16 protein-coding genes and 1 other RNA gene are annotated in these 18,584 nt (G+C 65.8%); 7 read left to right on the top strand and 10 right to left on the bottom strand.

Annotation, left to right across the window (positions count from 1 at the left end; genetic code table 11):
• Positions 1-1,263: an MFS transporter gene (locus RIU96_RS10485; protein ID WP_259789395.1), complete on the top strand. Its 1,263-nt coding sequence runs from the start codon at positions 1-3 to the stop codon at positions 1,261-1,263.
• A 61-nt stretch (positions 1,264-1,324) separates the two neighbouring features.
• Here RIU96_RS10485 and RIU96_RS10490 read toward each other — a convergent pair whose 3' ends face one another.
• From RIU96_RS10490 to glnA, 3 genes are read right to left on the bottom strand one after another with little or no spacing between them, the layout of a single operon-like run.
• The gene (locus RIU96_RS10490; RefSeq protein WP_136651457.1) at positions 1,325-1,579 is read right to left on the bottom strand and encodes a Cgl2226 family protein; all 255 of its coding nucleotides are present in this window, start codon (positions 1,577-1,579) and stop codon (positions 1,325-1,327) included.
• A 17-nt stretch (positions 1,580-1,596) separates the two neighbouring features.
• Positions 1,597-4,614: a bifunctional [glutamine synthetase] adenylyltransferase/[glutamine synthetase]-adenylyl-L-tyrosine phosphorylase gene (locus RIU96_RS10495; RefSeq protein WP_311204971.1), complete on the bottom strand. Its 3,018-nt coding sequence runs from the start codon at positions 4,612-4,614 to the stop codon at positions 1,597-1,599.
• Between the two features lies 1 nt (position 4,615).
• Positions 4,616-5,950: a type I glutamate--ammonia ligase gene (glnA, locus tag RIU96_RS10500; RefSeq protein WP_259896386.1), complete on the bottom strand. Its 1,335-nt coding sequence runs from the start codon at positions 5,948-5,950 to the stop codon at positions 4,616-4,618.
• A gap of 82 nt (positions 5,951-6,032) precedes the next feature.
• Between glnA and RIU96_RS10505 the strand changes: the two genes are divergently transcribed.
• Positions 6,033-7,673 (top strand): CYTH and CHAD domain-containing protein, encoded by a 1,641-nt coding sequence (locus RIU96_RS10505; RefSeq protein ID WP_144740454.1) that lies wholly within the window; start codon positions 6,033-6,035, stop codon positions 7,671-7,673.
• Positions 7,674-7,679: 6 nt separating this feature from the next.
• On the opposite strand, the gene RIU96_RS10510 is transcribed toward RIU96_RS10505, so the two are convergent.
• On the bottom strand, positions 7,680-7,886 hold the full coding sequence (locus RIU96_RS10510; protein WP_136651453.1) for a hypothetical protein: 207 nt from the start codon (positions 7,884-7,886) through the stop codon (positions 7,680-7,682).
• Between the two features lie 113 nt (positions 7,887-7,999).
• On the opposite strand from RIU96_RS10510, the gene RIU96_RS10515 reads away from it, so the two are divergent.
• A complete protein-coding gene (locus RIU96_RS10515) occupies positions 8,000-9,232 on the top strand; it encodes a galactokinase family protein (protein WP_136651452.1) in 1,233 nt (410 codons plus the stop codon).
• On the opposite strand, the gene RIU96_RS10520 is transcribed toward RIU96_RS10515, so the two are convergent.
• The 6 genes from RIU96_RS10520 to RIU96_RS10545 all read right to left on the bottom strand — a co-directional run bounded on the left by RIU96_RS10520 (position 9,229) and on the right by RIU96_RS10545 (position 15,211).
• Entirely contained in the window at positions 9,229-10,626 is a 1,398-nt protein-coding gene (locus tag RIU96_RS10520; protein WP_136651451.1) for an RNB domain-containing ribonuclease, read from the bottom strand. The two genes, RIU96_RS10515 and RIU96_RS10520, sit on opposite strands and share 4 nt — an antisense overlap.
• Before the next feature lie 138 nt (positions 10,627-10,764).
• A complete protein-coding gene (locus tag RIU96_RS10525) occupies positions 10,765-11,676 on the bottom strand; it encodes an endonuclease domain-containing protein (RefSeq protein WP_259787399.1) in 912 nt (303 codons plus the stop codon).
• A gap of 156 nt (positions 11,677-11,832) precedes the next feature.
• Positions 11,833-12,238, bottom strand: an RNA gene (gene rnpB / locus RIU96_RS10530) — RNase P RNA component class A.
• A gap of 21 nt (positions 12,239-12,259) precedes the next feature.
• A complete protein-coding gene (locus tag RIU96_RS10535) occupies positions 12,260-13,366 on the bottom strand; it encodes a bifunctional RNase H/acid phosphatase (protein ID WP_259789390.1) in 1,107 nt (368 codons plus the stop codon).
• Between the two features lie 3 nt (positions 13,367-13,369).
• A complete protein-coding gene (locus RIU96_RS10540; RefSeq protein ID WP_170228652.1) occupies positions 13,370-14,056 on the bottom strand; it encodes a zinc ribbon domain-containing protein in 687 nt (228 codons plus the stop codon).
• A gap of 18 nt (positions 14,057-14,074) precedes the next feature.
• Complete coding sequence (locus RIU96_RS10545; protein WP_259789388.1) at positions 14,075-15,211, bottom strand: Nif3-like dinuclear metal center hexameric protein; 1,137 nt, start codon at positions 15,209-15,211, stop codon at positions 14,075-14,077.
• A 34-nt stretch (positions 15,212-15,245) separates the two neighbouring features.
• Here RIU96_RS10545 and RIU96_RS10550 point away from each other — a divergent pair, with 34 nt between their 5' ends.
• The 4 genes from RIU96_RS10550 to RIU96_RS10565 are packed head-to-tail and all read left to right on the top strand — an operon-like array spanning position 15,246 to position 17,820.
• Positions 15,246-15,878, top strand: a complete 633-nt coding sequence (locus RIU96_RS10550; RefSeq protein ID WP_136651446.1) for an HAD-IA family hydrolase — start codon at positions 15,246-15,248, stop codon at positions 15,876-15,878.
• A complete protein-coding gene (locus RIU96_RS10555) occupies positions 15,868-16,347 on the top strand; it encodes a low molecular weight protein-tyrosine-phosphatase (RefSeq protein WP_259789386.1) in 480 nt (159 codons plus the stop codon). Before RIU96_RS10550 ends, RIU96_RS10555 begins: the two co-directional genes overlap by 11 nt.
• Positions 16,348-16,353: 6 nt before the next feature.
• Positions 16,354-17,211: an SURF1 family cytochrome oxidase biogenesis protein gene (locus RIU96_RS10560; RefSeq protein WP_259789384.1), complete on the top strand. Its 858-nt coding sequence runs from the start codon at positions 16,354-16,356 to the stop codon at positions 17,209-17,211.
• Between the two features lie 15 nt (positions 17,212-17,226).
• Complete coding sequence (locus RIU96_RS10565) at positions 17,227-17,820, top strand: hypothetical protein (RefSeq protein ID WP_311204972.1); 594 nt, start codon at positions 17,227-17,229, stop codon at positions 17,818-17,820.
• Positions 17,821-18,584: the final 764 nt, after the last annotated feature.

The raw sequence follows: 18,584 nt of genomic DNA on the forward strand, positions 1-18,584 counted from the left end.
ATGTCCTCTTTCCACCCCCGTGACCGCGTAACCCCCCGAGCTGTAGTGATCTGGCTTGCGGCGGTGGCCGTCTACGTCGTGGCGGTGACGGGGCGAACCTCCTTCGGGGTGGCGGGGCTCGCCGCAATGGACCGCTTCGACGTCGACGCCTCGCGCATCGCATTGTTTACCTCCGTGCAGGTCGGCGTGTACGCGCTGGCGCAGATCCCGGTGGGACTACTCATCGACCGCCGCGGCCCGCGATTCATGCTCGTGACAGGAGCGCTGGTCATGGCCACCGGCCAGGTCATCCTCGGATTCACTGACTCCTACCCGCTGGCCATTGCCGCGCGCGTGCTCATCGGCGCGGGCGACGCCACCGCGTTCCTCTCCGCGCTGCGCCTGTTGCCCTACTGGTTTCCGATGCGCCGCACGCCGCTGTTTACGCAACTGACCTCGGCAACCGGCCAACTCGGACAATTCCTGTCGGCGATCCCGTTTCTCCACCTGCTTCAAGCCCGGGGCTGGACGGTTGCCTTTGTCTCACTCGGCGCGGTGGGGACACTCGTCGCGCTCGCGGCGTTTGTCGCCGTGGCGGATTCGCCCGACGCGCTGGTGAAAACAGAGACGACAAGGCGAATTCCGGTGCGCGAGATCGTCGCTCGCGTGTTGCGTTCGCCACTGTGCTGGGAGGCGTTCACCATCCACGGCCTGGGCATGTTCTTCATGATCAACTTCGCACTGCTCTGGGGCATGCCGCTGATGATCCAGGGCATGGGCTTAAGCGCCGCCCAGGCGGGGACGGTGCTGACGGCGTTTACGGTGACCACGATGCTCGGCGGGCCGTGCCTCGCACCACTGTCGGGGCGCACGGGCGAAAACCGCGACCTCGCCGCAGCGCTGGTCGCATCGCTGCACTGCGTCGCCTGGATCATCTTCTTCGCCTCCCCCACTTCCCGCGGCTTCGGTGCGCTCATCGTGCTCGCCGTGATTATGGGCCTGGCCACGCCGGTGTCGAACTTCGGGTTCGACACCATCCGCGAGGAAATGCCGCGCAGCATCGTCGCCTCCGGCACGGGCCTGGGCAACATGGGAGGCTTTTTCACCGGCATGATTTCCGCGCAACTCATCGGCCTGCTTCTCGACGCCGCAGCGCCCGACGGCAACTACACCTGGGGCGACTTCCGCTACGCCTGGGTTGCCGCATTCATCCTCTGGGGCATGCTGCTCGCCGGGTTGTTCACCTCGCGTTACTACGTGGTCCGTGGCAGGCGCGCACGCTAGGTGCTCACTCGGAGTCTGCGCGCTGTAGCTACTAAACCTCAGCCCACCCCCAGCGGCACCCCTACGGGCGCGGCGGTTCAAGCCGCCCGTTGAGGATGTCGATGACGGACCGGATTGCGGCGTCGCCAAGCGGCGCGGACCCCGTCTCACGCTTCGCCGGCGTCGCAACCGGCGACTCCGCCCGCACAACAAGCGTCGTGCCGTCGAGCTCGAGAGCAGCTCGCTTATCGACGCCCGCCGCACGCGCCGCCTCCACCAACGCAGCCAGGTCCGCGAAAGTCGCCGAACTCACGTCAACACTCAAATTGATAGCCATACCCGCCCAGTGTATGGCTAATTGAACTCCAGCGACGGGACCTCGCCCCAGAACACCTCTTCGACAACCTGGTGTGCCCGGCGCGTATCGCGCAGGTAGTCCTCCAGGAACTGCTGCTGGTCCTCCGGGTCGTAGCCCGCGGAGCCTGCAACCTGCGCGAGCTGCGGGCCCGGCGCGGGCAACTGATCCGTGCGCTTGCCCGAGACCAGCACCAGCGCGTTTCGCGCGTTCGTCGCCGCGAGCCACGCGGTGCGCAGCGTGCGGGCCTGGGCGCCGCGGATCACCTCCGGATCGTCGAGCTCGTCGAGGTAATCGAGCACCTGCAGCGTTGAGGTGTTGTGCAACCGCGGGTGGTTGTGGGCGTGCATCATCGTCAGAAGCTGCACGGTCCACTCGACGTCGCTAAGCGCGCCGCGGCCAAGCTTCGTGTGGGTGGCGCGGTCCGCGCCGCGGGGCAGGCGCTCGTCGTCCACGCGCGCCTTGATGCGCCGGATTTCGCGGATGTCTGCCTTCGACGCCCCGGACTCCGGGTAGCGGAACGGGTCGATCGCGCGCAGAAATGCCTTGCCTACCTCTTCGTCACCAGCGATCTCGGTGGCGCGAAGCAGGGCTTGCTTCTCCCACACCTCGCCCCACTCTCGGTAGTAGCGCTCGTAGGAGGCGATGGTGCGCGCCACCGCCCCCGAGCGCCCCTCCGGGCGCAGGCCCAGATCCACCTCCAGGGGCGGGTCGCCCGAGGGGGTGGACAGGCGCGTGCGCATCTGATCGATGATGCGAACAGCCCAGGCCACCGCCTCGGATTCCTCCACCCCGTCCGCAGGCTCAGCGACGATCATCACATCGGCGTCGGAACCGTAACCCAGCTCGGCGCCGCCGAGGCGACCCATGCCGATCACCGCGATGCGTGCGGGCGGATCCTGCTTGCCCGAAGCCAGCAGGTCAGCGCGAATTTCCGCGCGCAGCGCGGCCTCAAGCACCGCCTCCCACACCCAGGTCAACTCGATGCACACCTGGCGCACATCCATGAAGCCAAGCAGGTCGGCGGCGGCGATGCGTGCGAGGTCCGCGCGGCGCAGCGAGCGCGCAATCCCCACCGCGCGGACCGGGTCCTCATGGCGCTTCGTGGCGGCGAGGATCGCCTTGTACACCTGGTCGGGAGCGACGTCGAGGAGCTTCGGCCCGCTCGCACCGTCGCCGAGCAACTGCACCACGTCCGGAGACGCAATGATGAGGTCCGCGATGTAGGGAGAGGTGCCCAGAATGTGCATGAGGCGCTGGCCGACCACGCCCTCGTCGCGAAGCATGCGCAGGAACCAGCTTTTGTCCTCCGCCGCCTCGGAGAGCTTGCGGTAGTTGAGCAGGCCGGCGCCCGGGTCGGCGGTGTCGCCGAGCCACTTCATCAGCGTCGGCAGCAAAATCGCCTGCAGCTTCGCCTTGCGCGAGCTGCCCTTAACCAGCGCACTCAAGTGCTCGTAGGCGCGGGCCGGGTGGCGGTAGCCCAGCGCCTTGAGCTGGGCCTTGACCGTATCGGCCGACAGCGTCGCTTCGCCGACGGACAGGTCCACCACGGCGGACAGGAGCGGGCGGTAGAACAGCCTCTCGTGAAGCTGAGAGACGGATTTGCGTACCGTGCGTAGCTTCTCATCCATTCGCTCCACGGCGCTTTTCTGGCGGTACGGGGTGAAACCGGCGGAGCGGGCAAGCCAGCGCCGGGCAGCATCATCGTCGTTGGCCGGGAGTGTGTGCGTGCGTTTGAAGCGGTGCAGCTGCAGACGGTGCTCGAGCAGCCGCAGGAACCCATAGGCGTCGATGAGCTGGCGCGCGTCCTCGCGGCCGATGTAACCGCCCTTGGTGAGAGCTTCGAGCGCGACGACGGTGTTGGGGTTGCGCAGCGTTTCATCGAAACGCCCGTGAACAAGCTGCAGCAACTGGACCGCGAACTCAACGTCGCGCAACCCCCCGTGGCCCAGCTTCAGCTCGCGTAGGCGCATATCCTTCGGCACATTTTCCAACACGCGCCGACGCATCGCCTGAATGTCATCGACGAACGACTCGCGCTGGCTCGCCTCCCACACCAGCGGGGCGAGCGCGTCGACGTAGTGCTGCCCGAGCTCTATGTCGCCCGTCATTGGGCGGGCCTTGAGCAGCGCCTGGAACTCCCAGGTCTCCGCCCACCTTTTGTAATAGGCCAGGTGTGAATCCAGCGTGCGCACCAGCGCACCGGATTTGCCCTCCGGGCGCAAGTTGGCGTCGACGTCGAAGAAGCAGGCCGAACCCAGCTTGATGAACTCCGAGGCCAGCTTGGTCGCGTTAGCGTTCGCGGGCTCGGCGACGAAGATGACGTCCACATCGGAGATGTAGTTCAGCTCGCCGGCGCCGCACTTGCCCATTGCCAGCACGGCGAGGCTACAGTCCGCCTCGTCGTCGTTGAAGACCACGCGCATCGCCACCGCCAGCGCCGCCGTGAGCGCGGCGTCCGCGCACACGGTCAGCATGTGGGTAATCGCCCGGTAGCCCATCATGGGCTGGGCGTCGCCGCCCCGATTCGTAGATGCGAAGGTGCCCGCCAGGTCAGCCGCCGCGAAACGCATGATCAGGGTGCGGTACGCGGAGCGCAGCGCGTTACGCGCGTGCGTCCCGTCGAAGTACGTCTCACCCGCGCGGTAGGTGCCCGCGGCGGTGCGCGCCTCATTCGCCGTTGAGCCGGGCTCCGGCACCGCTTCGACAGCGTCGAGCATGGTGCGCATTACCTCGTCGGGCTCGGGCAGCGTCTTTTCCAACAGGCGCCACTGCTCGGGGTGCGCCACCAAGTGATCCCCCAACGCGGTCGACCCACCGAGCAGGGCAAACAGTCGGGTGCGTAGCACCGTGTTGGAACTAAGCGACGACCGCAGGTCCGCGACATCGTCGCCGAGGGCTTCGGCCAAGCGCGACAAGGTGTGCGCGGCGAGCTCCGGGTCGGCGGCGCCGGCCACGGCGGAGCGCATGGCGACCAGGTCATCGCCGGAAAAACCGAGATCTTCTACAACGCCCATGTCAGAGGTCCAGGTGGTTGTCGATCTCCCAGCGGGTGATCTGGGAGGTGTAGTTGTGCCACTCGTCCCACTTCGAGCGCAGGAAGAACTCGTAGACCTGCTCACCGAGCACCTCGGCCATGAACTCCGACTTCTCCAGGTGCCGCAGCGCCTGGTCCAGCGAGTTCGGCAGATCCCGGTAGCCCATCGCGCGGCGCTCCCGGCGCGTCAGGGAGAAGACGTCGTCACGCGCTGGCTCATCGAGCTCGTAGCCCTCGTTGATTCCCTTCAAGCCCGCGGCGAGCACCGCGGCGAACGCGAGGTAAGGGTTGCAGGCGGAGTCGAGCGACCGCACCTCGATGCGGCGCGAATCCGCCTTGTGCAGCCGGTAGGTGGGAACGCGCACCATCGCTGAGCGGTTGGACACGCCCCACGTCGCGGCGGTGGGCGCCTCGGAGCCGAACTGCAGACGCTTGTAGGAATTGACCCACTGGTTGGTCACTGCCGAGATTTCGTTGGCGTGCTCGATGATGCCGGCGATGAACTGGCGGCCCGTCTTCGACAGGGAAAACTCATCGTCGGGGTCGTGGAACGCGTTGGTTTCGCCCTCGAACAGCGAGAAATGGGTGTGCATCGCGGAGCCGTCCCTATCCGCGAACGGCTTGGGCATGAACGTCGCGTGGATGCCGTTGGCCTCCGCGATGGTTTTGACGATGTAGCGGAAGGTGACAATGTTGTCCGCCATCGTCAGGGCGTTGGTGTGGCGCAGGTCGATCTCCTGCTGCCCCGGCGAGGCCTCATGGTGGGAGAACTCGGTGACAATACCCATGTATTCGAGCGCGGAGATGGACATGCGGCGAAACTTCGGTGCCACGTTGCGCTTGGCCTGATCGAAGTAACCACCGTAGTCCGCCGGGCGCGGCATCTCGCCGGGCTGCACCGGCTTGACCGCGTAGAACTCGATCTCGGGGCTGGCCATGACCTCAAACCCAGAGTCGCGGGCCTCTTGGATCTGGCGGCGCAGAACCTGCCGCGGATCCGCGAACAGCGGCTCGCCGTCGGGCATGGTGATGTCGCAGAACATCCGGGCTGTCTGCAGGCCGTCTTCCTCGTCGAACGGCAGCGCCTGGTACGTCGAGGGGTCGGGGCGCAAAAGCGTGTCGGATTCCGAGATCCGCGAAAACCCCTCGATGGAGGAGCCGTCGAAGCCGACGCCCTCGTCGAAGGCGGCCTCAAGCTCCGCGGGCGACATCATGATCGTTTTCAGCGAGCCCAAAATATCCGTAAACCACAGCCGGATAAACGAAATGTCCTGTTCATCGACCTTTTGAAGCACGTTTTCCTGTTGGCTGTTCATACCCGCCTACTTTAGCGCCGTTTACGTGTTCATCCCGGTAAAGTCGTATGTACCGATGTGTTAACAGAAAGGCCGGTAACCCATGTCTGAGAAAACAGGCAACGCGGAATCTGACGTAGAGACTTTCCTCGAAGTGGAGGTCAAGCTAGCGGTCGACGAGACCACCGGCATTCCCGACCTGACACAACTGCCGGGGGTGGACGAGATCTTGTCCACCGAGGAGCACAACCTGACCGCGATTTACTACGACACGGACGATCTGCGCCTGACGCGGGCGAAGATCACTCTGCGCCGCCGCACGGGCGGCGACGACGACGGCTGGCACCTGAAGCTTCCGGCCGGTTCCGCCCGCACCGAGATGCGCGCCGAATTGGGTAACCCCTCCGAAATTCCGGCGGAGCTGACCGACAACGTCCGCGCCATCGTGCGCAACGCCCAACTCTCACCGATTGCCCAGGTGGATAACCGCCGCGTCGTCATCTCGCTCGGATCCCCGACGGGTGAGAAAGTCGCCGAGTTTTGCGACGACCACGTCACCGCGTGGTCGCTCCTGCCAGGCGGCGAGCGCTCGTCGTGGCGCGAGTGGGAAGTCGAACTCGGGGCGTTCACCGCCGGCACCGAGGCCGGCGCCGAGCTGATCCACCAAGCGACTAGCTTTTTGATCTCCTCCGGCGCGCGCAAGTCCTCCTCGCCCTCGAAGCTGTTTACCGCTCTCGGCGACTCGTTGCACTCCGCTCCCCTGCCGCCGCACATGACAGAGACGGGGCTCGACCCTCAGTCCCCGGAGGGCGCTGTGGTCGAAGCGCTGCGTGGCCAGCGTGACTCCATCGTGAGCTGGGACCCGCGCGTGCGTGCCGACGAGTGGGACTCGGTGCACCAGATGCGCGTGTCCACGCGTGAGATGCGTTCGCTTTTGGAAACCTTCGAGGGAATCTTGGAAGGCGAGCAACTCGGACACCTCGAGACCGAGCTGAAAGACACCGCCGCAACCTTAGGTGTCGCGCGCGACGCGGAGGTTGTGGAGGAGCGCTTCATCGAGCTGCTCGACTCCGACGAGTCCGGGCTTATCGACGACGCCGCGGCAGAACACATCCGCGACGACATGCGCGCCGACTACGAGGCCGCGCACGAGGAGATCGTCGGCATGCTCAACTCCGAGCGCTTCTTGACGCTTCTCGACGACATCGACGCCCTGCTGGCCAACCCGCCGGTCAGCTCCGAGATCGCCGCCGAGATCGAGGGCGACAAGGGTAAGGACTCGGGCAGAAACGACAAGTCGACCAAGGGCGCGTCTAAGGCAATCCTTTACGACCACCTCGCCGAGGGCTTCAAGAAAGTTACCAAGCGTGACGCGAAGGTGCAGAAGTACTACCATGACACCGATTTGCCGCTGCACGACCGCGAGGAGTACGTCCACGACGTGCGCAAGGCAGCCAAGAAACTTCGGTATGCGGCTGTGGCCGCCCAGGGTGCGGGCGTGAAATCGGAGCGCCTCGCCAAGGCCTGCAAAGCGCTGCAGTCGCTGCTCGGCGACTTCCAGGACGCGGTGACCTCGCGCGATCGCATCCAGCGCCTCGCCGAAGAGGCTCGGGGCCGCGGCGAGGACACCTTCGCCTACGGCATGCTGTACCAGCGCGAGCTGGCCCGTGGTGAGGAGGCGCTCGAGGGCTACGAGGCCGCGATCCGCGAGGTGAAGAAAGCCTTTTCCAAGATCAAGGTGTAAGCGTTTTTACTTCTCCCAGGAGGCCGGCTTGCCCCAGTTCTCGTCGGCCTCCTCGATTGCGTCGGCTTCCTTGTTGCGCGCGTTGGCGGTCTGCAGCGCCGCCTCTGCTTCCTCGCGGGTGGCGTAGGGGCCCATGCGCTCATCCCAGGCGGATTCCTTGCCCTGGGTGACTTCGCCGGTGGTGGGGTTGTAGTAGAACTGTTCGTCAGCCATTGTCGACTCCTCCGTTTCGGTTACTGTAAGTAGGCCCAGACTACCTGTCGCGACGGGTTGGTAATCTGGGCTCAACGATTGCTCGCAAAATTTCTCCAAAAGGGTGTGTGCTCATGGCCGTGTGGTCCGACCAGTCCCCGTCTAGCGTTGAGCGCGCCGCGCAGCTGCACGAGTCGGCGACGGGTGCTACGGCCAAGCACGTGGCGTCCGCTCCGGCAACGTGGGTGCTGATCGGTGAAAACGTCGATCACTTCGGGGGCGTGACCGTGGTGGGTTTGTCGCATCAGAGTGTCTCGGCAGCCGTGTCGCCGCGCAGCGACGGCGTTCTCGGCGTCACCGTGGATGCTGCCGGCGGCTTTTCCATGGCAACGCAGGTCCCGTTCGCCTCGCTTCTCAACGCCCCCCTGCCCGACGCCTCCGCCTCCCTCGAGGCCCGCGCGTTGCGGCGCATCGCCGGGCTTATCCAGGCCATGGGCGCGCGCCAGATCCTCTCGCGCGACATCACCGGCCTAGACATCTCGATCGCCTCCGACATCACCGCCGGCGGCGGCCTCGGCGCGCTCTACGCGGGAGACGCGGCGCTCGCCCTGGCGCTGGCCGACCTCGCGGGCACCGCCGAGCTCGACGAGGCCCCCACCCGCGCACGCCTCGCCGAGATCTGCTCGGCGGCCGCATCCGCGAACTCCTCCCTGTCCATCCTGCGCGCCCGCCACACAGCCGCGCTGCGCGGCGCAGGCGACACGGTCTCCGTAATTGATTACGCCGACGGCTCCGTCACCCACGCCCCGCACCCGAGCCGACTGGGCGTGCGCATCTTCTCCGTCGCGCGCTCCCTGGGCACTCCGCACGTTGAGCAGGCGCAGCGTATCACCGCCCGCCGCGAATTCATCGACGAGGCCTGCACCAACTTCGGCGTCACCTCGCTGCGCCAGCTTCCCGGCGCGGCCGAACGCGTTGTGGAGTGGGTCCAGGCGCGCCGCGATGTCGCCGGCGTTGACACCGCCCCGGACCCGCAGACGGCGCGCGAGTGGGTGCGCTACTGCGAGACGGAGACGCTGCGCTCTCTGGCCGCGGTGAAGGCGCTGCGTTCGCGCCGCACCGACGAGCTGTTTACCCTGCTTAACTCCCCGTCGGAGGCCCACGACATTGTCACCCCCGACGACCTGGTGGCATTAGCCCACGCCCGCGGCGCGGTGTCCGCGCGCCCGGCGGCGGCTGGGATGTCGCAGGCCGTGATCGCGTTCGTTCCGCTGGTCAAAGCGCAAGAGTTTCTCTCTGCAATGGGCGCGGACCACGAGGTTGTGGAGATTTTACCGGGCGCTGTGGCGAGCGTCGATAAGCTTTAGTCCGCCGGCCAGGCGAAGGTGACCTCGCGCTCGGCAATGCTCGCGCGTACCAGGCTCACGCTCGTTTCCACGCCTTCCTCAGGCTGGCCCAGGCACGGCGCGAGCACGGGCGGGTCAATGACGAAGATGCGCGATGCGTCGCGCTCGGCTTCCGTCTTCAACACGACCGCCTGGAAGTTCTGCCCCACCCACGGCTTGAGCACGGTCGCCTCGGTGAGGTTCAGGCACGCCCGATCCACCGTGTTGGCCAGCTGGGAGGTGCGTCCCATCGTCTTAACCACCTGATTCGCCCCCTCTGCCACCCAGGCTGGGGGCTCTGTGCCGGCGCAGATGGCGAGGCAGACCTCGGTGGCGTAGCGGTCAATCAGCCGCCGCAGCGGGGCTGTAACGTGCGAGTAGTAGCCGCCGATGCCCGCGTGCACCTCCGGCTCCTTCTCCTCGAGGTTGATGTAGCCCGCGCCGCGCAGCAGCTTCTGGGCCTCGCGCATCACGGCCATGCCGCGTGGGGTGTCGGCGTTGACGCTGGCCAGGAACTCGCCGATCGGCTCGTCGCCGATCTGGAAACCCAGGTTGCGCATTTCCTGGCGAAACTCCTTCTCCGCGCCGTTGGTGGCCGGGCTCAACGTGCGCAGGAAACCCTTGCCAACCTGAACCATCATCTGGCCCGCGGCCATGCCGGTGAGCAGCGAGATCTCGGAGTTGTAGTCCATCACGGGGTGGCGCGGCTCGATGACCAGCTCGAAGCGCCCCTGATCGGTCTCCACGACGCGCACGCTCGGCAGGCGCAGGTTGATCGCCTCGCGCCGCAGCGAACTCTCCTGCCGCAGGGTGCCTACCTCCGCGAGCAAGCTTATCGACGCGTGCACCACGCCCCGGTCCATCCCCTCCTGCACCTCGTCGTAGTCGAACCGCGCGCGGCTGCGCACGAGCGCACGCTCGACGAAGGTGTCGGTGACCTCGCCGCGGGAGTCGAGCTGGAAGGTCCACAGCACGGCGGGGCGGTCGACGTCGGGAAGCAGAGATGCCGAGCCCTCACTCAGCTCCGGCGGGTGCAGGCGCGCGGGCTCGTCGGGCAGGTAGATCGTTTGGCCGCGCTTGAGCGACTCCTCACGCACCGGGTTGTCGGTTCCCTCCACGAACGCGGCGACGTCCGCGATGGCGTAATGCACCGTGTATCCGCTGGCAGAGCGCTCAATGCACACGGCCTGGTCCAGGTCCATCGAGCCGGGCGGGTCAATGGTGACGAACTCGATGTCGCGGGCGTCCCGACGCGTGGCTGCCAGGGAGTCCGTCAGGCGCTGCGCGGCCTCGTGCTGCTGCGCGGAGAACTCCGTGGGCACATTGAATTCGCGCGCGATGTCTCGAAAGTTCAGGGGCGCCGCATACAGCTTCATAACCCGCCATTGTTGCAAAGATCCCGGCGGGGCGCAGGGCGCGGGCGCCGCTTACCCTAAACCCGGCCGCGTAGGAATGGGAGTGCTCCGCCTCAACTCAGAGCAGGTAGGGGGCGTCCGGTTTTAGGGTGGAGAGGATCACGCCCCCGGCCGCCGAGTGCGCGCCACCCGCGCCTTGTCGATCTGCTCCAGCACGTCGTCAAGCCGCCCCATCACGTCCTCGGGGTACACACGGAAGAACACGTAGCCCATGTTCGTCAGCTCCCGTTCTCGATCACGCTCGCGCAGGAGCACCGCGGCGGTGTGCTCGGCGTACTTGGATTTGCCGTCGATCTCGACGATGAGGAAATCGTCGAAGAGGAAGTCCGGTCGATACTTCCCAATCACGGGCTGGAAGCGCCACCCGCGCACTCCCCGCTCGATGAGCCCGGCGCGGAACCAGCTCTCGAAAGGCGAATCGGACAGGCTTGTCGCCCACTCCGCGCAGCGCAGCACCGTGGCCTTGCCAACGAACCTGCCCATCCGGTGCACCTCCCGTTTCAGCTGCTCAGTGGTGTAGCCGCGCACGGAAAGCAGCCAGTCCGCAGCGACTAGGCCGTCTGCGAAGATGTTGTAGCGCGCAACGTCGATGAAGGTGCGCAGCGCGGTTGTCGTGCGCACGCCGAGAAGGACTTCGACCTCGTCGTCCCTGAACGTCGCCTCTCGGTAGCGCACCAGCGGCATGCGCTTGCTTTTCGACGGCGTGCCACCACTCGGCAACGCCACCTCCACCTCCCGGGCCCTGCCGATTGTCCACATCCCGTGCAACGCCGCCGCGGCGCGCGAGATGACAATTCCTTTGCGCATGCTGCGCCCCGCCGCCACAGCGCGCAGGAAGAAGACCTGCCACGGTGCGAGCGCAGAGTGCACCTGAATGGGAATGACTTGAGTAGGCGCAAGGAAGGCGTACTTGCCGTCGGCAATGTCTTTGCGGATGTAGACGTCGTTGCGTTTGAGCAGGCGAGTGTCCAGGATGGTGTGCAAAAGTGCGTGTAGTTCGTGTTCCCCCATGGGCACACCTTGGCACGGATTTCACACCATGTCATTCGACGTCGCCCGGCCTGTGGATAACTCCCTCAGGGTAAACTCGGACACCCCCTACTCGCCCCGAGTTTAGGAGTAATATCCCCACCTTTACGCGTCCGAGTTTAGGACGAGCGGGCAACGCGAATGAGCCGGCCTATAAGCCGGATTCTGTGCCTGGCAACCAGGCGGTGATCATCCATCTGGGCCTCCCATCGCTGGGGACCTCAAGCAGCTACCTTCGGACATGGGCGGGCAGCCTCGTCGCGTCCGACAACCTCCGCTTCGTCACGAAGCGGGGGCTCTTGCCTTGCTCCCGGTGGGGTTTACCTGGCCACGCGTGTCACCACGCATGCCGGTGCGCTCTTACCGCACCCTTTCACCCTTACCTGCCCGAAGGCAGGCGGTCTACTCTCTGTTGCACTTTCCCGCGGATCACTCCGGGTTGCTGTTAGCAACCACCGTGCCCGTATGGAGTCCGGACTTTCCTCGACCCCCGCCTACCCGTGTGCACGGTGGTTCGGGGAGCCGCGATCACCCGGCCGACTCATTCGCGTTTAGAAACTATACTCTACCGGTGGTGCGCAACATCGTTTACGCAGCGTACGACCCCATAATCGCCATAGAATTCCACCACGGAAATACTCGCCAGATCAAGATAGATGTGCTTGAACGCCTCCGCGCCCACACCGAGTGCCTGGCGGATAATCGACTTGATCGGCGTCATGTGCGTGACCACCAGAATCGTCGCACCTTCGTGCCTCTCCTGCAGCGCCAGGCGCGCCCTCGTGATGCGTCGATGCAGCGCGGTGAGCGATTCCCCGCCGGGGGGAGCATTGCTTGACGACGCCTGCCACACGTCAAACTCCTCCGCAAAACGCTCCATGCACTCCTCGCGCGACAGGCCATCGAACTCGCCGTAGTCCATCTCGCGCAGCTGCTCGTCGACAACCACGTCCGTGATGCCCAGGGCTTCGGCGCAGGCATCGGCGGTTTGCCGGGCGCGGGTTTGCGGGGAGGTGACAATGAGGTCGACCCCGCCAAGCGCGGTTACGGCGCGAGCGGCGCGCTGGGCCTGCTCGTGTCCGATGTCGGTGAGCTCCGGATCGGAGGAGCCGGAGTACAGACGGGCCGCGGAGTGCGCGGTCTGGCCGTGGCGCAGCAGGATAAACCGGGTGCGTGGCGCGTTCGTGCCCGACCAGTGCGCGGGGCTGGCGACCTCGTGCTGCGCGCTGGCCTCCTTTTTCACCCCGACGATGCCCGGCTTCGCCCCGGCGGCAGCGGCGTCCATGGCCACGTTGGACAGCTCGTCGGCCTTTTTGTTCTTCGCGCGCGGCACCCAGGTGTAGGTCACCGACGCAAACCCGGCGGCCAGCGATCGGGCCTGGCGGGCGAGATCGGCCATGTCGGGATGCTTGATTTTCCAGCGCCCAGACATCTGCTCGACCACGAGCTTGGAGTCCATAAAGACCTCCACCTCGGTAGCGCCGAACTCTCGCGCGGCCTCCAGACCGCGCAGCAGACCGTGGTATTCGGCGACGTTGTTGGAGGATTTCTGCCCGACAACGTAAGCCACCTCCGCGAGCGTCTCGCCACCCGAGCCGTAAACAACAGACCCGGCCCCCGCCACGCCGGGGTTACCGCGCGAGCCGCCGTCGGTGTACACGCTGACCTTCATCGCTTACTCCCCCGCCGGCGAGACGCGCACGAGCAGCGTGCCGCAGTTGGGGCACAGCGGCACCTCGTCGGCGTCAGCGCTTAAGACTTCGGTGCGCTCTGCTTGCGGCAGTGTGATGAAGCAGGAGTTGCAGGTGCGGCCGTTGAAGGCGGCCGCCCCGACGTCGTCGTAAAGCGAGAGCAGCTCGGCGGGGAGCTGGCCGCGCAGCGCGTCGGTATCGACAACCTCGCGCGGGGGAAGCGCGTCGACGGCACGGCGGGCGGCCTCGACCTTGCGGTCCATCTCGTCGAGGCGAGCGCCGTGGATGTCGCGGTTGTTGCGCAGCGCCTTGACCTCACCGTGGGCCTCCTTGAGCTCGTAGTACAGATCGGCCAGGCGGGATTTCGCCGCGTAGCGGTCGTGCTCGAGGTCCTTGCGGCGCTCCGGGTCGGTCTCTGCGGTGAGCTGGCGCTTGTTGTCCAGGTCGCGCTTCTTCAGCTTGCGCTCGTCCTCCTGGATGCGCAGGATGTCCAGCTCAAGGTCGTCCACCGCCATCTGCGCCGCGGCCGCGGCGGAGGCGAGGCGCTCACGTTGCGTGGTGAGGTCGGCGAGCTCCTTCTCCTCCGCACTCAGGCGCGTGGGGTGGCGCTGGGCGCGGTCGGCGTCGGCAAGCTCGAGCAGCACCATCTGCTTGTCGGGAGAGAGGTTCACGAATGTAGCCCTTCTTTCTTAAGTTCGCGGGTGGGCGGAGACGGTCCACGGGTCCGTGCGGATGGGGATGATCTCGGTGTTAACGTCCAAAGTGTCAACGATACCTTTCGCCTGGGTCGTCCACGGAAACTCCGAGGCCCAGTGCGCTGTATCGATCACCGCTGGCCCGCCGGCGCGCAGGTGCTCGTCCACCGGGTGGTGGCGCAGGTCCGAGGTGACGTAGACGTCGACGCCGAGCGCTGCGACATCAGAAAGGAAGCCGTCGCCGGAGCCGGAGGACACCGCCACCGTGCGCATCATCTGCTCCGGGTCGCCCGCGGCGCGCACGCCCCAGGCGGTTTCCGGAAGCGCGTCGGCGACCTGCTGTGTGAACTCACGAAGCGTAATCGGCTCGGGCAGGGTGCCCACCCGGCCCAGGCCGGGGGCGCGGTCCAGCGGGGTGTCGTCGGCGATTGCCACGATGTCGAAGGCGGGTTCTTCGTAGGGGTGGGCGTTGCGCAGGGCGTCGATAAGCGAGGTGCGCAAGCGCGAGGGCGCGACGAACTCGACTTTGACCTCGGGGGCCGAGTAGTGCTGACCGACCGTGCCTTCGGTCGGGTTGGCGCCGGCGCGGGGGATGAACCCGCCGGTGCCGTCGATACGGAAGGAGCAGCGCTCGTAGTCGCCGATCGCCCCGGCGCCGGCTGCGAACATCGCGTCCATGACACTGTCCGCGTGCTCCGGTGGCACGTTGACGCCCCACTTGTCCACTCTGCCGCGCCGAATCGGCTTGATCGGGCGGCCCGGGGTGATGCCGACGAGCTCGGCGAGCAGGTCGGACACGCCCGGGCGCGCCGAATCCGCGTTGGTGTGCGCCGCGAAGAGCGCGACCCCGCCACGCAGCAGCGTGTGGATGACCTTGCCCTTCGGGGTGTTCGCGGCCACCGAGGACACCCCGCGCAGCAACAGGGGGTGGTGCACGACGAGCATCTGCGCGCCGATCTCCACCGCGCGCTGCGCCACCTCGAGGGTGCAGTCGAGGGCGAAGGCGACATTGGACACCTCGTCGTCAGGGTCACCGCAGATCAGCCCCACCTTGTCCCAGTCCTCGGCCAGCGCCGGCGGGTACGCCGCCTCCAGCGCTGCTACAACATCGGCCACCTTCGTTTTGCTCATGCGTCCAGCCTACAAAGCTGCCATGCTTTAAGGCATGCGCACCACTTTGCTTCTCGACGTCGACGGCACCCTCATCGACTCCTACCCCGGCATCCGCACGGGCTTCCTCATCGGCCTCGACGCGGTTGGCTTCGAGCACCCCGGCGAGGAGTTCATCCGGCGCATCCCCGGCCCGCCGATGACGGAGACGTACGCCAGTCTCGGGATGACCCCGGAGCAGAACACGCGCGCCATGGCGGCGTACTCCGACTACATGGCGGGCGACGGGTGGAGCAACTTCACTGTGTTCGATGGCATGGCTGAGCTCGTTGCCGAGTGGAAGGCCGAGGGTTACGAGGTGGTCACGGCGACGTCGAAAGGCGAAGGCTTCGCGCGCAAGGCGCTTAAGCGCGCCGGAATCTACCAACACATCGACTTCCTCGGAGCCGCGCAGGAGCACGGCCCACGCAAGCGCAAAGTCGATGTGATCGAATACGTGCTGGATCACGTCTCACCCGAAAAACCGCTGATGATCGGGGACCGCCACCACGACTTCGAGGGGGCAGCGCACTTCGATATTGCCTCCGTGGCCGTCACTTGGGGCTACGCTGATGCCCGAGAGTACGACCTTGCCACCTACATCGCCCACACCGCGGAAGAGTTAAAGGACATTATCAATGGCTTCTGACCCACTCCACATCGACTTCGTCTGCACCGGCAACATCTGCCGCTCCCCAATGGCGGAGGTGATCGTGCGCGACAAGCTTGAACGGGCCGGGCTCGGCGACCGGGTCCGCGTCAGCTCCTCGGGCGTCGGCGGATGGCACGTGGGCAACCCCGCGGACGAGCGCGCGCTGCAGGAACTCGAGGCCAACGGTTACGACGGCTCCCGCCACCGCGCCCAGCAGTTCGGTGCCGCGCAGCAGGGGGCGGACCTGCTTATCGCGCTCGACCCGCGCCACGTCTCTGAACTGGTCGTCCGCGGAGTGGACGAGGACAAAATCCGCCTGATCCGCTCCTTCGACCCCGCCTCGCCCGAAGGCGCCGGCGTCGAGGACCCGTACTACGGCGGCATGGAGGGCTTCACCACCACGCGCGAGCAGATCGAGGCCAGCGCCGGCGGCATTACCGAATGGGTGCGCGACCAGCTAGACTAGGTGCCTATGAGGAAGACTTTTCTCACCCCCGGGTGGGTGATCGCGGCTATTTTGATCGCGCTGTTCTCCTACTTCGCGTTTACCTTCCTCGCGCCCTGGCAGCTCGGCAAAAACGAGCGCCTCGTCGAGCGCAACGAGCACATCGTCGAGGCCTTCGACAACGATCCGGTCCCGTACTCGGCTGTCGCCCCCGATGGCGAGGTCGCGCCCGCAGACGAGTGGTCGCGCGTGACCATGACCGGCCGCTACGTACCCGAGGACGAGGTTCTGCTGCGCCTGCGCCCGGTGGATAAAACCCCGGCCTTCCAGGTGCTCACCCCATTTCGCGTCGATAACGGCCCAACCGTGCTGGTCAACCGCGGCTGGGTCCCCGCCGCCGACGGCGGCACCACCGTGCCCCCCATCGCGCAAGCCCCCACCAGCGAGGTCACCATCACGGGGCTTTTGCGTCTCGACGAAGGCCCGCACCGCTTGGCGCCCGTTTTCGACCAGGGCCACGCCATGGTCTACTCCATCAGCTCCGCCCAGGCCTCCGAGATAACCGGCGCCGACCTCGCTCCGTCGTACCTCCAGCTCTCCCCCGGCGAGCCCGGCGTGCTCGAACCCATCCCGCTGCCGATGCTGGAAACCGGAAACCACCTCTCCTACGGACTGCAGTGGATCGCGTTCGGCATCATGGCCCCGGCGGGACTGATCTACTTCCTGTGGGCCGAACTGCGCGAGCGGCGGCGCTTCAAGCAGGAGCAAGAAGAGCTGCTTGTCGACGCCCCCACCACCGCAACAACCCCCGCCCCGCGCGGGCGCTACGGCCACACCAAGCGCAACCCCTGGGCCTCGGCTTACGATAGGGAGCAAGAACGCTAGCGCAAGGGGACCGCTGTGAACACCGCTTTGACCGAATCCGATGAGCTGCTCGTTGAATTAACCCTGCTCCAACTGAACGGTGTCGGCGTGCGCCCCGCCAGCGAGGTGAAGGCCGACGACATTGAGGACGCGGTCTTAGACGAGCTGGGGTCGTTCCGCATCCGCCCCCTGGCCACCCTCATCGGGCTCCGCGATCCGGAGGACACCCCGCTGTTCGACAACGTCTGGTGCGATACCTGCGCTGAGCCGCGCACCACACTTGCCCAGCTTGAGACGTGCGCAGAGCAATTGTGCAGCGCCGCCGGGACGCAGCTTGTGGAATGCGTCGCCTTTGCAGACCCTGGCTCCGACAACTCCGGATCCGTACGGCTGCGCGTCGGGCAGTGGGACGTTGTCGACATGGACTACGACCTGACTAACGAAAGTCCCGAGCTCGACCTCATCGCCGCGATCGTGCCCTCGGGCGTGACCGCCGTGACGTTTGACCACGACGACCTCGACGCGCACTCGGTGACGGTGTTTCTGCGATCCGGGGAGGAAGCTGCCAACGTAACGAGCTCCCTCGAAGGGGAGCTCAGTGGAGTCGGTGCGTCATCCCAGGGACAGTAAGACAGCCGTTGAAGGAGACCCCAGATGACATCTCCGTGTCCGAGATCACCGACGATCCATCCTGTCTCTAACTAACGTCGATTCTGCACTCTCTTGATTGACCGACTCGACAATCAGCCTTGACGGTAATTCGGATATGGTCTCGTTGGGAACACCCGTAGGCAGCTGCATCTCGGTTTGCATGCGCGACATTTCAAAGCTTCGAACAACAGGAGGTTCCGATTCAGCGGTTCTCTTTAACGTGATTTCCACCCGATCTCCCGGTTGCCCCACGTACGTAATGTCTGCAGTAGGCCTTCCGCGATCGATTTTCACAACCGATTCGTCGCAGAGCCCGTCTGCAGAACCGGTCCCAAGGATCGGATCTTCTGGACCGCGACCTGCAACCTCAGGTGCCGGACTGCCTCCTGAGACAGTGACCTGATCGGAATCAGCTTGCATTGGTCCCATGTCGTTCGAGCATCCGGATAGGACCATTGCTGAAGCCGCCGCCAGCGGAATCGTACAATTGTGCATTTTGAACATCGGGCCTCTTTTCACACTCGATTCCGTTTGGGAAGGAAGGCACAGCGGAGCTGTCTCACACTGGAACACAATTTCCGGGAGCAGAAAACCCTAGAGTCGGCAACAACGCGAAACTTGGCATCGTTTACTGGTTGTGGCTGGCTGCACTGAATCAAACTCGTTTCCAAAGGCCCCAGGGGCTCGCTTAATCTGTAGCGGCTCACATAGGGGATGCCAGCGAGCCACTGCTTACCACTGTC

It is taken from the genome of Corynebacterium sp. Z-1 (assembly GCF_031844665.1).
In the GTDB taxonomy this organism is placed as follows: domain Bacteria; phylum Actinomycetota; class Actinomycetes; order Mycobacteriales; family Mycobacteriaceae; genus Corynebacterium; species Corynebacterium sanguinis.

Excerpts from the sequence above, each read along its gene's own strand:
- RIU96_RS10485 (WP_259789395.1), top strand. The coding sequence starts at position 1 with ATGTCCTCTTTCCACCCCCGTGACCGCGTAACCCCCCGAGCTGTAGTG.
- RIU96_RS10550 (WP_136651446.1), top strand. The coding sequence starts at position 15,246 with ATGCGCACCACTTTGCTTCTCGACGTCGACGGCACCCTCATCGACTCC.
- RIU96_RS10560 (WP_259789384.1), top strand. The coding sequence starts at position 16,354 with ATGAGGAAGACTTTTCTCACCCCCGGGTGGGTGATCGCGGCTATTTTG.
- RIU96_RS10515 (WP_136651452.1), top strand. The coding sequence starts at position 8,000 with ATGGCCGTGTGGTCCGACCAGTCCCCGTCTAGCGTTGAGCGCGCCGCG.
- RIU96_RS10505 (WP_144740454.1), top strand. The coding sequence starts at position 6,033 with ATGTCTGAGAAAACAGGCAACGCGGAATCTGACGTAGAGACTTTCCTC.
- RIU96_RS10545 (WP_259789388.1), bottom strand. The coding sequence starts at position 15,211 with ATGAGCAAAACGAAGGTGGCCGATGTTGTAGCAGCGCTGGAGGCGGCG.
- RIU96_RS10555 (WP_259789386.1), top strand. The coding sequence starts at position 15,868 with ATGGCTTCTGACCCACTCCACATCGACTTCGTCTGCACCGGCAACATC.
- RIU96_RS10495 (WP_311204971.1), bottom strand. The coding sequence starts at position 4,614 with ATGGGCGTTGTAGAAGATCTCGGTTTTTCCGGCGATGACCTGGTCGCC.
- RIU96_RS10520 (WP_136651451.1), bottom strand. The coding sequence starts at position 10,626 with ATGAAGCTGTATGCGGCGCCCCTGAACTTTCGAGACATCGCGCGCGAA.
- RIU96_RS10490 (WP_136651457.1), bottom strand. The coding sequence starts at position 1,579 with ATGGCTATCAATTTGAGTGTTGACGTGAGTTCGGCGACTTTCGCGGAC.
- glnA (WP_259896386.1), bottom strand. The coding sequence starts at position 5,950 with ATGAACAGCCAACAGGAAAACGTGCTTCAAAAGGTCGATGAACAGGAC.
- RIU96_RS10525 (WP_259787399.1), bottom strand. The coding sequence starts at position 11,676 with ATGGGGGAACACGAACTACACGCACTTTTGCACACCATCCTGGACACT.
- RIU96_RS10535 (WP_259789390.1), bottom strand. The coding sequence starts at position 13,366 with ATGAAGGTCAGCGTGTACACCGACGGCGGCTCGCGCGGTAACCCCGGC.
- RIU96_RS10510 (WP_136651453.1), bottom strand. The coding sequence starts at position 7,886 with ATGGCTGACGAACAGTTCTACTACAACCCCACCACCGGCGAAGTCACC.